The sequence below is a fragment of the Helicobacter magdeburgensis genome (assembly GCF_000765825.2).
In the GTDB taxonomy this organism is placed as follows: Bacteria; Campylobacterota; Campylobacteria; order Campylobacterales; family Helicobacteraceae; genus Helicobacter_C; species Helicobacter_C magdeburgensis.
Genome location: NZ_JRPE02000024.1, coordinates 1 through 11885 on the forward strand (window position 1 = coordinate 1; position 11885 = coordinate 11885).

The window sequence follows — 11885 nt, forward strand, 5'->3', positions numbered from 1 at the left end:
GTAGAAAAATGGCTGAAATATGCACTATTTATACTATTAAAAACTGACTATATTATAGTATCGGTGGATCGACACAAACTCTACTTTGGTGTTATGCCAGATAAGATAGAGATGTTTTTAGATGATTGTTTAGATTTGATAGATGAGAATCTCAGAAGTCTTATCACTAGCGTGGCACAAGGAGCCACTGACTAATGTGTAGGGATTGTAATTTCTTTTTGCTTAAATGCTGATTAAGTGTTGCTTTAGAGATTTTCTTTCTTTGATAGTCCTTGTAACATTAAGACTATTTAAACCTTTTCACTGCTTTGCCATACCTTATAATTCTTGTGTTTTCTATTTGATTTATGCTGTTTGGCATATCGCTATTTGGTATATTTTGTATCAACAAATTTAACATTTCCTTAGCGTTCATCCAAAATTTCACTTCCCTGTAGTGCTGTTCGCTATCATTTCTTATTTCTATTTCTCCTAGAGACTTGTCCTTCTTAAACACAACTTTTTGTGCATCAAATTGATGTTTTAGTCTTGCTTTAGAATTTTCCACTTCCATTTTTGTAGCCAAAATATCAACGACATCCTCGTAATGAAACACTCTTACCTTGTTGTCAATGGAAGAAAATATTGTAAGAAACTGCACCTCTCCACCATTGAAAAATGCTTTTGAGAAAAAAGCCTTTCGCCTATTTACATCTTTCAGTTTATCGCACAAATTTTTCATTGGAATTTGAAGTAAATTTTTGTAAGCCGCCTTATCTTTAAGATACAAATCCCTATCATTTGGGAATACCTCTAAGCAATCCTTTAGTAATTGCCCCATACCATTCATTGCCAAAAAACCATAATCTGTTGCAAGTCTATTGGCACCATATAGAAATATCTGCCATTTTTGCTGCCCACTTTTAATACTATGAGCATCTCCATTATGATCTATGACATCTTTTTTGGCTTTTTTATCATTTTTGTATTCTTTACCCAAACCAATGAGATTGGCAAATTCTAGTTCTTTTTTGTGTCCGCTTATCTTGACATACCCTGCCTTTTGACTACTCATAGCTCTTTTTGCCATTTTTCACTCCTTTATAATCAAAAGTTCGTGGCTTTGTTTTGTATTGTCTGTATCGCCCCTTTCAATGCGATTTTTACCTATTCTTGTTTCGCCTTGTCCCATTGTGTATTGCCATTTTGGCTCTAAGATTTTAAAATCCTTATAAGCTTCTCGCACAAATTCGCAATCATTGTAGCTTAAAATAAACTTGCCCTTATGGTTTTTAAGACAAATTGCTAAAAGCTCGTGATTAAAGTTGTTGTGATGAATAGGGAAATTTCGCATAGGATAAATCCCTTTAAACATTTTAGAATCCCCTTCCAAAAAATACGGCGGGTCGCAATAGAAAAAATCAGTGGGATATTTTTCAAATACTGCTTCAAAACTCGCCATTTCTACTTTAAGATTCTGTGTTTTAAAATCTCTAATTTTCTCTAAAGCCTTCAAATAGCGATTTTTATCTTCATAGATTTTACTCATCCAGCCTAAAAATCCGGGTCCATAGCTTAGATTAAAATTAAAATAATAATCCCTTGCAAGTGTGAGAGAATCTAACTCTATTTTGGGCTTATTATTAGGGTTTTTATGCCTTTCATTCCAAAACAAACTTAGTTCATTTTTGATTTTTGCGTAATTTTCTTTTGTGGGTTCCAGCTTTAAAAGCTCATTATAAAGCGCGTTAGAATCCTTGCATAAAACTTGCCAAAAATTCACCAAAATATCAAATATGTCAAAAGCTAAAACTTCAATATCAAGCTCTAAAGCTGCCGCTACTTCCACACTCCCACCGCCAATAAATGGGCTAATAAGTCTTTTTGTATCACTAGGAATTTGTTCTAAAATTAACCCCACTGCTAAAGACTTTCCCCCACCATAACGCAAGGGGCTTTTTGTGTAGCGTTTATAAGTAAGATTTTTGCCTTTGAGGGCATCTAGCATTATGGTTTTTCTCGCAGCAATATTTTTGAAGGAAGCATATTTTTGTGGAACAAATGGCACAAAAAGTGTATCTTGAACTTCACATTTTTGGTTCAAAATCTGTGCTGATATTGTCATTATTTCCTACTCCGTTGCATCTTTTACTATGAGTGGATTATAGCAAAAACTATGATTGAGATTCAAATGGAATGTTAGTCGCCTAAGATTGCTATTCAGTATCAAAAATTCTATTTGTAAGTAACATTTCCTTAAGATTGTGCGGATAGCTTTCCGTTTTCTTATCCCAACTTTTTACATAAACAGACAAGATATATTTCATTGCTTCAACTTCACTTCTAGCAGAAAAACTTCTATTTTTAGCCCAATCACACTGAAAGGGCAAATTGTTTCCATTTGGTACTAGGGTGTCTATTCTTTTAAGAGATGTCCAAAAGCTATCTCTAGTATCGTTTTTGTTGATTACTAAAAAATAATAGTCATAACCTATTTTAAGCTCTTCTGCTAGAATCTTATGAAATTTACTCCAGCTCGTCGGTAAATTCTTAATACCAGTCAAAGCATATCCCATACCCAACTTTGCGGATATATTATCTGCTGCGTGATTGTTGAAATCAGATATTTTAATATTCACAAACAATTCATATTCTTTGGAATCTAGCCCAAAGTCCCACCAACACCTAATATTTGGCGTTTTGATAGAGGGAAATTCTTTTATGAGATGTTTCAATACTTCATCTTCATTTCTTATGGAATTAATTCTACCATCTTGGTTGCCAGTATCTAGCTTAATCTGATTGCGTTGCAAATATGCAACAACACTATCTAAAAAGCTTGTCATTTACCAAAGCCTCTTTGAGTGATTTCTGAGAGAATATATATCTGCCCCCCGTAACAAAACCCATTTTATCCCAATCAAGAGCATTGAGCTTTGCAGTTGCTTCACTTAAATCAATTTCTATTTTAGGAAAGAGTGCCAATACAGATCCATCCCATTTCGTGCATTTGTGCAAAAAGAATGGCGATTTGTTTCTAGTTTTACAATTTACATAGATTCTCGCTTCATTTTCTCTAAAATTCACGGCTCTACCCCACATCCACCAGTTATTGCTGTTAAAATTTTTAATTTTGCGTTGAATAAGTGTATCTTTATGTTTTTCTAGTTCTTTGTCGTATCTTTCATATATCATTCTTTTAAGCTCATTAGTTTTAGCAGTCTTTGAACACACAAACTCATCACCTTTTTGACTGACAAACATATCATCTTTACCGCTTACAGCTCCAACCTTAATATCAAAAATAGCACCCAGCGGGCTAACCTCTCTGTTATCTGCAAAAGAGACAATGCCATCGTTTATAACAAGATGCCTCACACCAAAAAATGTGTTGGTTAAGTATGAAAAATTATTTTTTTCATATCTAAAAATACAAACATTTGGACAGGCTTCTTTAAATAATTTTGTATCTCCATAATCATAAAAATCAGTGATTGTCCCATTTTTTAAAAGCAGCTCATTTACAATCCTTGCAGAAGTGAGCTTGATAAAATCTCTAGGAACAATAAATATTAATTCGCCATTTTCTTTTAGATGACGAAAACATTTTTCTATGAAATAAAGATATAGGTTTGCCTGCACTTTTATATCTGTTGGATGTGTTATATTGAGATGTTTATTATCCACATAGGGCGGATTGCCGATAATTGTATCAAATTTTTCATCAAGAGAATAATCAAAGAAATCCATATTTAAGATTCTTTTATCCACAATCAATTCACTATCTATTTCGATAAAGACGGAATCTTCCCTCATACAATCTGCAAAAGCCCCATTACCACAAGAGGGCTCTAGCAATCTACCATTTTTATTTTTAATAAGAGAAATACACTTATCCACAAGAGATGGTGGAGAAAAAAATTGCCCTAGCATCCTGTTGTAACCCGATCTTGTCGTAAGACTCTTTGACATTCTCTTGTGTCTCCATTTTTTTTTTTTTTGTTTTAATTTTATTTAGGGGGATTATAGCAGAAAGAAGTATTTGGATTCAAATGGAGAAAATGCTAGTGCCAAAAGAATTAAGTTTATTGTTATAATAAAAGCGTTACAATGCAAATTCTCAAGTTAAAGGTTTTAAACCAAATGGGGAGAACAAGATGACTTTGGAACAAAAAGGTGATAGAAACCTAGAAATTGCTAGATTTATTGATTCTGATGATTTTGAAAAACTATCTGGCTTTCCTAAGCAACATCTATGTTCTACAATCATTAATAGACTTTATTATGGAGTGTACCTTATTGGAAAGCAGAGGCTTTTACAAAAAGATAACAGTATCAATGCCAAAAAAAGTTTATCGCATGGCACAGAGTATTCTATTAAAAGCATAAAAAACAACAAGGAAGCAAGAAAATCTTCATTTTTGTGGGTTAGGCTCAAAGGTTTTTATTCTGACAAGAAAGGATTGCAACTATGTCTTTTGGCAGTAAAACTACATGAACTAAGGGATATTTACGATTATAACTGTGACTCTAAACAGGAAACGGCTCTCAAGGATTTGGTAGGCTGCAAACAACAGGCTCAACTTTTAAGTAAAGGATTAAAGGAACTGCAATGAAGCATATTGACAAAATAAATAAAAAGGATCGGTCAAGAATAATTGCTTTTTTTGAAGCGTTAAAAGGACAAGGTATCAGAAACTGTGAGTTATACGAAAGCCCTTTGCTCTATATTATCTATGTAGAGGAAGAAATTTACTTTCAAATGGAAGAGAATATAGAGTCTCTTTCTCAAGCTATCAACGAAAGCAGTTGTGATTTAAGTAAGCCTATACTTTGTGCTCCAGAAAGCTTTAAGGCTTCCTATGAGCAGAAAATAGAGATTGATCAATGGGTAACTTGGAATATAAGTATTCCAGAAAATCTTTTTTGGGGAGATAATATTCAATATGATTTTGATAATATTTCTGCGGTTATAGAAACAACCAGTCAAGATTATAAACATATTGAAAACAACTCTCATCACAACGAAACAATCTCAATTTTAATCAAGGATTCTTATGGGTATGCAGCCTAGTGGTGCTTTTAGAATATTGGGCATTCAAGTCAAACAATTTGATTTTAAACAGGTGGGAGAATTGTTATCTTTAAAATATGCGAAGATCAAGCTTGGTTACTCCATAAAAGCTTGTGCCGAAAAAATTGACAACAATTATATTTTGGTGGTTTGGACAAATTTGACTGCCAAACAGAAAGAGAATGATGTTTTTTATATCAAATCCACCATTATGGGAAAAATTGCCGTTCAAGATGGTTTCCAGCAAGAGGCATTAAAAAATATGACAGCCATTATTTACTCTTATTTACGCCCATTAGTTGCGCAAATGACAACTATGTCCAAGTTGCCTCCGATTGATTTGCCACCTGCTAATTTTGAGGACTTTGAAGTCGAGCTAAAAGAGTGAGATATACTTACTTGCAGAAGTAAGTACTCCTGACTAAACGGACAGCTCTAGTTGTTTGTATCTTAGGGGAGTGTGTCACACCATAATAAACACAGCAATAGCTGGAAACACGATGACCCCACCTATAGCATAGATAAATTGCATTATGTAGGCAACTTTATATTGTCTTAGGAACGACAATTCTTCTTGCGTTAGATTTGTTTTAGATTTGTTTTTAAGAGAGGCAAATTCGGAAGCATTGGACTTAAGCCATATACCGATTCTGCGCAACCTAAAGCCACAATAAAAAGTGAGTATGCCACATACTAACAGCCATAGAATAGGTATTGTTTGGTTCATCTAGGTTACTCTATTGTTTTATTATTTTTTCGCATAGAAATGCCTTAGCTGTGCTTGTAAAGAGAGAAATTGTAGTCGATACATACCAAGTAGAATGTATCGCCCTCCCTGTAACCACAAGCTCGAAAGTCTTGACCACCAAAACGAAATACATTTGCGTGCTTTTTGCCTAGATTCTCAAAAGAATTTTTTACGGCAATATTCCTAAAGCATGAAATATCCAAATGCTCGTGTCCGTATTCCACATTCTTTCTTTGCCCTATAATCTCGCTCCAACTTCGCTGTGTCAAAAACAAAAAGAGTTTCATTAGTTTGGTATTGTATTTCTTGGCATTCTGCTCTCTGTAGAAGGAGTGGTTTTTACCAAGACATAACCCGTGCTTGTCACATTCAATGACTTTTTCTAGCGATACAACACATCGCCCAGAATGCGTATCTCTTAGTCTATTTGTGATGATACTATCAGAGTTAGGCTTTTTAATTTTGGACATTCACATAAGGCTTAAAATATGATTTTATGTCTTCTAAGGGAATAAGTTTGTTTTGTCCTTTCTCATAATTGTTTTCCCAAGGGCTCTCATTGTGTGTTCTTTCTCTAAGCTTCCAAGCTGAATATTGCCCCATAACAGAAAAAACATCCTCTATAAGCTCTTTTGCATTTTTATCTAATAGATCTATTTCGCTATCAGACATCGCGTATATATTTGTTGGGATATAGATACCCTCGATATGCTTAAGGGCATCATATATTTCTCTTACAACAGGTCCGTGCTCCCACGCTTCTATATTCTCCTCAAAAAGTGGCTTATTAAATAGTGCAGTATAGTATCCTTGAGCATAATAGAGTAATTTTTGAAGCTTAAGTTTGGATAGATCTATTGGCTCATCTAGACACTGCTCTTTATTGAGAGTAATAAAATATCTTGCTACTTCTAGGGCTTTCATTATCTTCTCCTTTTAGAATATAAAAAGTCGCCTTAACTCCAAAACTACGTCACACTGAAGGATTGCGACACTAAGTGGAAATTATGTTTTTAAGTGTTTCTTTAATCTAAATGCCGTTATTGTATGATTATTTTCTTAATATCTACTGATTTTATAGTGTTTTGTTCTACACATATATATAAGTGAGTAGCTTAAGCAAATAAAGTATGCGCGGGATAGGTATCTCACGCGTGAAGTTAGAACTAGAGCAAGTTCCAAGCAAATTCAAAAATACCACCTACTTAGAAAAGTGGTGGCACTTCGCCAAGAAGGACTAAGCCTCCTTATTACCATTGCCTCCTTGCCCCTTGATGGTGGTGAATTTCTTTAACAAATCTTTGCCTATATCTGTTTGAGCTAATCCCTCAAGCATAGCTCCCATGCTCATACCACCTTTTGAGGATAAAATCTCTCCTACTTTGCTTATGCCATTTTGCACATCACCGCCATTAGCAATAATCTTCATATCAGCACTCGCTAGAGCTTTGGCTTGTTCTATGCCTATTTTTTCATTTGCTTCTACCTGCCTAATGGTAACAAGATATTGTTGGTATCCCTCATTCTCGCCGATCTCTTTTGCAAGTGTGATTTGTGCGGTTACTGGAGCAAGCTCTTTTAGTTTTAAGGATTCAGCTTCAGCCGTCCCTATCTTAAGAATACCTTGTGATTCTTTGTCTTTCATCTCTAGCAATGCCGATGCCTCTAAAAACTGTCTTTCTTTGTCAGCTTCCGCACTTCTAATGGTTGCTGCTTTTCTAGCTTCAGCATCTAGCTCAATTTTCTTTTTCTCCTCTTCAGCCTTAACAATTTCAGCATCTTTGTTAATTTCAGCTTGTTTTACTTTTTCAACACGAAGAACTTCCATTGTCTTTTCCTGAGTAGTTTTCTCTTGTTCTTTAATGGCTTGATTTGCCTGTTCTCTACTAATGGCAACTTCTCGCTCATTCTCCACAGTTTTTAGCCCTATTGTTTTATTTGCTTCTTGCTGTTTAACTTCTGTGGCTTGTTGAGCTTCAATTTCAGCCATTTGAGCTTCTTTCTTGTTATTTGCCACTTTGATACGGCTTTCTTTTTCAATTTCAGAAATCTTTTTGTTCATAATGTTGGCAATAACCTGACTTACCTTGGAATCTCTAATATCCATTAGTTCTATATTCTTTACAGGCTCAATCCCCCAGTTTTTAAGCTGTTCTTTCACAGATTCTGTAAAGTCATCTCCAAGCTCTGAGCGCACTTGTAATATATCTTCCAAATTTCGACTTGAAAGAATTGAACGAATGGAACCTTGGATAATATCTTCAAGTTGTGTATGTAAGTCAGTGAAATCCCTTACTCTTTGTGCTGCTAGATTAGAATCATTAACCCTAAAAAAAGCTGTAATATCTACCACAAATGGCAGTCTTCCTAAATCGTATGCTTCATATCCTTCAATTTGGATAGAGAATACAGATACAGGCAGGACAATCTTTGTAACACCTATGAGCGGAAACCACGATGGAAATTCATAGTATGTGTTACCATTGCCCGTATCTTTGCCATAGGAAAGAGTTTTCCTTGCTGATTGAACTATATGCACTTCATTTGTTGAGACAACTACTCTAAAAAACAATGGAATAGCTATCAAAAGTATTGCTGCCACTACTGCGATGGCAATGCCTATGGATATAAATAACATTAATGCTCCTTTTGTGTTTGAAATATGTGTATGCGACTGGTTTTTGCATACCGAATGAATCTTAACAGAAAAAGAGTATTTTTTTCAAATGGATAATTCAATTTCTCAATACAAATTCTACGCTATTCTAGTTATCGGCATTGGATATTTCTACAATAGAGACTATTTTCATAATCATATACAAACCATTTTTTCCGATTCCAAATTTACTTCTATCTCCTAATTCATTTTGGACGAGTCGCAAAATCTTCTCAATCATCTCAATGTCCGTTATAACACGACCATTCAGTTTGAGTGTATAGCACATAATCCACACAGCTACCTTAAGAACACCATTCTGCATATCTTTCGAGTGTAATTCTTCTGCCAAAAAATAAGAGAACCAAGCATAAACCTTATAAAAATCTACACTTGTCACCCTACAGTCAAACTCTTTTAGATAGGCTATATAGTGCCTGATAGTTTTGATAAGTGCGTTCTTAACATATTTGCCCTTAACCAAATCAATCTTATATTTTTGCCTATAGAACTTACATATCTCTTGTGCCTGAACACTAATAAGCCTTACATTTTCAGAATCAAGAAACCTACTTTTTCTTGTTTCTGCACCTTCAGAATTGTTTGTCATCTAAAAACCTTCGAAGCATTTCATCTTGTCTTTTTTGAGCCACAGTGTCTCCATCGGCAAGCTTCAGGTAATGTTCTTTGATGCTTTGGTTACAATGGTTTTCAATTTTTCCAACATTTAGAGATTCATCATAATCAAAAGCCTCAACAATAGCCTCTTTGACTATTTCCTCCACATTTAGTTCTTCAAAGTTTTTTTCAAGATCTTGACTGCTCATATTTGCTACCTTCCTTTATGTGATACTCCTTTGCAATAAACAAAGACTAGCATTTTGTTAATTATATGTGGCTTAATTCAAGCCTACTCACAAACAAATCTTTCGCCATTTCCATTGCCAAAGAATACTTCAGCTGTTGTGCCCGAGTAGGTTATTCCTGCTATGTTGCTTCTATTGTGTGTGGCAAAAGCTTCTCCATTGCAAAATATCCTTGTTCTATTTGCTGGAACAAGCAAAGTCGGCACACCGCCATCCAAGATAAATAGCTTTTTGGTTTTGATGAGATACAATGCCAATAGATTCCAAATAACTAACCAAAAAAAACGCATATTCCAACTATAGTTATAATGAATTTTGTTAAGGTGTTGGATATGGCACTTTGGTTTTGAATGTTTTGTATAGTTGATTGTTTTAACATTTTTCACTCCTTTGCTCACCTTTGTCTGCATTGTAGCCATTTTACACAAGAAAAGCAACAAATATTCACTACAGCTTAAGGAAGCCTGTGGCAGAATTGTGAATACAAAAAAAATAACAGGAAAGGACACACAAGGAGTTGAAGGAGCCAGTTTTAGCACTGATAGACAAGGTCAGTGGTTGCAATGCAATGGTTTTGCTGGTTATTATTGTTGCACTTATTTCATACTACTTTATTGTCAAAATGATGTTAGCATATTGCGAATCCACAAAAAAAGAAAAAAGGCGAAAAAAATGATAGAGTTGTTGATTGCTTCGATATTTGGCTGGGTATTAGGCTATATCTTAGTCTCATATACAGGAAGCCTTGCTAGATCTAAGGACAAAAAATGATAGTTGGAGCCATCTTATTCTTTGTTTTTGCCTCATTTTTCTATATCAAAGGCGTGAAGAAATTCTTGGAACAAAAAGATTTTTTTGAAAGGATTGAAGGCTCAAGGTTTTTCTCAGAAGAGACAAAGAGATACGCTATGTTCTTGCAAAAGCAGAGTATTTCACCCATATTTGGTTTTACTATGATGTTTGGTATGATTTTTTATCCACTACTACACAAAATCAATGGCAAAAAGGCAAAAACATACAGGCAAGATCGCATAAGGAGATTAGTTGCGTGGAGATTTTTGGAGATTAACACCTTGAGCACACCGCACTTTTATGTTATAGGAATCTTGGCGCTTCTTATGTATTTGTTTGTAGCCTCAACCTGTCTTCTTTTGACAGCTAATCTCAAAAGGTTGTTTAATGGAATTGTTTCGTTCCCAAACAACCTGATAGATGACATAGGCTTCTCTGTGAGAGCCGAAAAACTAAAATAAGGAGTTAAAATGACACAAGCTATGCTAGAGCCGATTGTATTGTATGATGGAAAAAGAGGGAGCAAAAAGAAGCTGGAGGAAGCATTTTGCCTAGCAGAATCTGAAGAGACAATGGCAAAAGTTAGAGCCTCAAATGAAAGAATGCGTAAAATGGTAAAGGAAATGGGACTTGAGTTTAAACCATTAACAAAAGAAGAATCAGATCGGCTGTGGAATGCGCTTTCGAATCGTAAGTCTCAGCGATGAGCTAGAATCTGGAGTTTCTATAGAAAGCATAGAAAGTGCTTTAAGCTTTTTTGCTTGTTCTAAAAATCCAGAGCTAGAAATTTTCTTGAAACAGAAAGCTATTCAGTTTGAAAAGTCTCATCGCTCAAGAACATTCATTCTTGTGTCCGAAACAATGATAGAAGGCTTTTTCACACTCTCGCTCAATATTCTCAGGACAAAAGGCTTGAGCAATACAAGAGCCAAGAAACTCAATCCAAAACATAGCAAAGATGACGAGGATATACCTTGTTTTCTTATAGGACAGCTTGCTAGAGCTGATGGCTCTAAAATGAATGGTGCAAATATTCTCAACACTTCTTTATTTATCTTAGAACAAGCAAGAAAGCTGCTAGGCACAAAATTTGTGATGCTAGATTCTGTGAATGAAAAGAAGGTGCTAGATTTCTATAGGAAAAATGGTTTTGTTGCGTTGAATGAAAGCGATGGAGCCGTGTCTGTGAAAATGGTGAGAATGTTTGATTGAAAATAGTTTCTGAGTTATTGACTCTGTTAATCTTTTTCAGCTAAGATCCAACCATAAATTAATTTTTATTTTTCCTATTTCTTGGAAAAATCTATCGCCCTTCAAGGTTATTAAGCTTTGCTTTCTAATACAAGGCGCGTTGCAGTCATGAACTGCAAAAACATGCCCGATGGCATCTAGAGCATTTCAAAAGGATGATAGTTCTGCTTAATCAACAGAATGAAACTAGATAAGGGTGTAGGAAAACCTACGAGCCGTCAGAAGTAGATTATTTTTTAAATATCTACAGTCCTAAGAGACAACTTAGGAAGGATCTCGTTAGAGAGATCACTAAGAGGATAGTTATGCCTTTTTTTTAAGGTGTTTTATCCTTTATTCCGCACATTTGAAATTCCCAAATCTTTATGTTTTTTTTGGCATAAATCTCCTTTACTGGAGAGGATTTTTTGTGCGATGATGAATATTCCAAAGAGGGATACAATTATTTATCCCTCGTGGGATATTGTGCGTATCTTTCCTTGGAGTGTTTATTTCACTCTAGGGCAAATATTTGTCCTT

The 11885-nt window shown here is 34.9% G+C and carries 18 protein-coding genes; 7 read left to right on the forward strand and 11 right to left on the reverse strand.

The features are described from left to right. Positions 1 to 195 (forward strand): hypothetical protein (locus LS74_RS11565; protein ID WP_236096925.1); only part of this gene is annotated, 195 nt, incomplete at its 5' end. 91 nt (positions 196 to 286) lie between these two features. Here the strand turns inward: LS74_RS11565 and LS74_RS10205 are convergent. From LS74_RS10205 to LS74_RS10220, 4 genes are all read right to left on the reverse strand, one after another. Further along, positions 287 to 1069: a hypothetical protein gene (locus LS74_RS10205; protein WP_034588543.1), complete on the reverse strand. Its 783-nt coding sequence runs from the start codon at positions 1067 to 1069 to the stop codon at positions 287 to 289. 3 nt (positions 1070 to 1072) lie between these two features. Further along, positions 1073 to 1987: a DNA adenine methylase gene (locus LS74_RS10210; RefSeq protein WP_052086487.1), complete on the reverse strand. Its 915-nt coding sequence runs from the start codon at positions 1985 to 1987 to the stop codon at positions 1073 to 1075. Between the two features lie 208 nt (positions 1988 to 2195). Further along, the gene (locus tag LS74_RS10215) at positions 2196 to 2825 is read right to left on the reverse strand and encodes a hypothetical protein (protein ID WP_052086483.1); all 630 of its coding nucleotides are present in this window, start codon (positions 2823 to 2825) and stop codon (positions 2196 to 2198) included. Further along, positions 2806 to 3795 (reverse strand): Eco57I restriction-modification methylase domain-containing protein, encoded by a 990-nt coding sequence (locus tag LS74_RS10220; protein WP_328590622.1) that lies wholly within the window; start codon positions 3793 to 3795, stop codon positions 2806 to 2808. Before LS74_RS10220 ends, LS74_RS10215 begins: the two co-directional genes overlap by 20 nt. A 341-nt stretch (positions 3796 to 4136) precedes the next feature. Here LS74_RS10220 and LS74_RS10225 point away from each other — a divergent pair, with 341 nt between their 5' ends. Genes LS74_RS10225 through LS74_RS10235 form a run of 3 tightly spaced genes read left to right on the forward strand, consistent with a single transcriptional unit; the run spans position 4137 to position 5441 of the window. Beyond that, positions 4137 to 4595, forward strand: a complete 459-nt coding sequence (locus tag LS74_RS10225) for a hypothetical protein (RefSeq protein WP_138129119.1) — start codon at positions 4137 to 4139, stop codon at positions 4593 to 4595. Next, on the forward strand, positions 4592 to 5053 hold the full coding sequence (locus LS74_RS10230; RefSeq protein ID WP_034589022.1) for a hypothetical protein: 462 nt from the start codon (positions 4592 to 4594) through the stop codon (positions 5051 to 5053). Before LS74_RS10225 ends, LS74_RS10230 begins: the two co-directional genes overlap by 4 nt. Then, the gene (locus tag LS74_RS10235) at positions 5037 to 5441 is read left to right on the forward strand and encodes a protein-export chaperone SecB (protein ID WP_034589020.1); all 405 of its coding nucleotides are present in this window, start codon (positions 5037 to 5039) and stop codon (positions 5439 to 5441) included. The genes LS74_RS10230 and LS74_RS10235 overlap by 17 nt, the downstream gene beginning before the upstream one ends. Positions 5442 to 5516: 75 nt before the next feature. Here the strand turns inward: LS74_RS10235 and LS74_RS10240 are convergent, their stop codons facing one another. The 7 genes from LS74_RS10240 to LS74_RS10270 form a co-directional block, all read right to left on the reverse strand. Further along, positions 5517 to 5780: a hypothetical protein gene (locus LS74_RS10240; protein WP_034589019.1), complete on the reverse strand. Its 264-nt coding sequence runs from the start codon at positions 5778 to 5780 to the stop codon at positions 5517 to 5519. 44 nt (positions 5781 to 5824) lie between these two features. Continuing rightward, positions 5825 to 6271: a hypothetical protein gene (locus tag LS74_RS10245; RefSeq protein ID WP_034589018.1), complete on the reverse strand. Its 447-nt coding sequence runs from the start codon at positions 6269 to 6271 to the stop codon at positions 5825 to 5827. Then, the gene (locus LS74_RS10250; protein WP_034589016.1) at positions 6258 to 6725 is read right to left on the reverse strand and encodes a Panacea domain-containing protein; all 468 of its coding nucleotides are present in this window, start codon (positions 6723 to 6725) and stop codon (positions 6258 to 6260) included. The genes LS74_RS10245 and LS74_RS10250 overlap by 14 nt, the downstream gene beginning before the upstream one ends. Before the next feature lie 313 nt (positions 6726 to 7038). Continuing rightward, positions 7039 to 8439, reverse strand: a complete 1401-nt coding sequence (locus tag LS74_RS10255; protein WP_034589014.1) for an SPFH domain-containing protein — start codon at positions 8437 to 8439, stop codon at positions 7039 to 7041. 127 nt (positions 8440 to 8566) lie between these two features. After that, complete coding sequence (locus LS74_RS10260) at positions 8567 to 9067, reverse strand: hypothetical protein (RefSeq protein WP_138129121.1); 501 nt, start codon at positions 9065 to 9067, stop codon at positions 8567 to 8569. Then, positions 9051 to 9284, reverse strand: a complete 234-nt coding sequence (locus tag LS74_RS10265) for a hypothetical protein (protein ID WP_034589311.1) — start codon at positions 9282 to 9284, stop codon at positions 9051 to 9053. Before LS74_RS10265 ends, LS74_RS10260 begins: the two co-directional genes overlap by 17 nt. Positions 9285 to 9367: 83 nt before the next feature. Then, positions 9368 to 9709, reverse strand: a complete 342-nt coding sequence (locus LS74_RS10270; RefSeq protein WP_167480486.1) for a hypothetical protein — start codon at positions 9707 to 9709, stop codon at positions 9368 to 9370. 381 nt (positions 9710 to 10090) lie between these two features. Between LS74_RS10270 and LS74_RS10280 the strand changes: the two genes are divergently transcribed. From LS74_RS10280 to LS74_RS10290, 3 genes are read left to right on the forward strand one after another with little or no spacing between them, the layout of a single operon-like run. Beyond that, a complete protein-coding gene (locus LS74_RS10280) occupies positions 10091 to 10576 on the forward strand; it encodes a hypothetical protein (RefSeq protein ID WP_034589316.1) in 486 nt (161 codons plus the stop codon). A 9-nt stretch (positions 10577 to 10585) separates the two neighbouring features. Continuing rightward, positions 10586 to 10822 (forward strand): hypothetical protein, encoded by a 237-nt coding sequence (locus tag LS74_RS10285; protein ID WP_034589317.1) that lies wholly within the window; start codon positions 10586 to 10588, stop codon positions 10820 to 10822. Continuing rightward, a complete protein-coding gene (locus LS74_RS10290; RefSeq protein WP_034589318.1) occupies positions 10791 to 11327 on the forward strand; it encodes a hypothetical protein in 537 nt (178 codons plus the stop codon). The genes LS74_RS10285 and LS74_RS10290 overlap by 32 nt, the downstream gene beginning before the upstream one ends. Positions 11328 to 11885: the final 558 nt, after the last annotated feature.

Coding starts and splice junctions, on each gene's coding strand:
- LS74_RS10220 (WP_328590622.1), bottom strand. CDS start 3,795: ATGAGGGAAGATTCCGTCTTTATCGAAATAGATAGTGAATTGATTGTG.
- LS74_RS10225 (WP_138129119.1), top strand. CDS start 4,137: ATGACTTTGGAACAAAAAGGTGATAGAAACCTAGAAATTGCTAGATTT.
- LS74_RS10205 (WP_034588543.1), bottom strand. CDS start 1,069: ATGGCAAAAAGAGCTATGAGTAGTCAAAAGGCAGGGTATGTCAAGATA.
- LS74_RS10250 (WP_034589016.1), bottom strand. CDS start 6,725: ATGAAAGCCCTAGAAGTAGCAAGATATTTTATTACTCTCAATAAAGAG.
- LS74_RS10285 (WP_034589317.1), top strand. CDS start 10,586: ATGACACAAGCTATGCTAGAGCCGATTGTATTGTATGATGGAAAAAGA.
- LS74_RS10240 (WP_034589019.1), bottom strand. CDS start 5,780: ATGAACCAAACAATACCTATTCTATGGCTGTTAGTATGTGGCATACTC.
- LS74_RS10260 (WP_138129121.1), bottom strand. CDS start 9,067: ATGACAAACAATTCTGAAGGTGCAGAAACAAGAAAAAGTAGGTTTCTT.
- LS74_RS10230 (WP_034589022.1), top strand. CDS start 4,592: ATGAAGCATATTGACAAAATAAATAAAAAGGATCGGTCAAGAATAATT.
- LS74_RS10245 (WP_034589018.1), bottom strand. CDS start 6,271: ATGTCCAAAATTAAAAAGCCTAACTCTGATAGTATCATCACAAATAGA.
- LS74_RS10235 (WP_034589020.1), top strand. CDS start 5,037: ATGGGTATGCAGCCTAGTGGTGCTTTTAGAATATTGGGCATTCAAGTC.
- LS74_RS10290 (WP_034589318.1), top strand. CDS start 10,791: ATGCGCTTTCGAATCGTAAGTCTCAGCGATGAGCTAGAATCTGGAGTT.
- LS74_RS10280 (WP_034589316.1), top strand. CDS start 10,091: ATGATAGTTGGAGCCATCTTATTCTTTGTTTTTGCCTCATTTTTCTAT.
- LS74_RS10265 (WP_034589311.1), bottom strand. CDS start 9,284: ATGAGCAGTCAAGATCTTGAAAAAAACTTTGAAGAACTAAATGTGGAG.
- LS74_RS10210 (WP_052086487.1), bottom strand. CDS start 1,987: ATGCTAGATGCCCTCAAAGGCAAAAATCTTACTTATAAACGCTACACA.
- LS74_RS10215 (WP_052086483.1), bottom strand. CDS start 2,825: ATGACAAGCTTTTTAGATAGTGTTGTTGCATATTTGCAACGCAATCAG.
- LS74_RS10255 (WP_034589014.1), bottom strand. CDS start 8,439: ATGTTATTTATATCCATAGGCATTGCCATCGCAGTAGTGGCAGCAATA.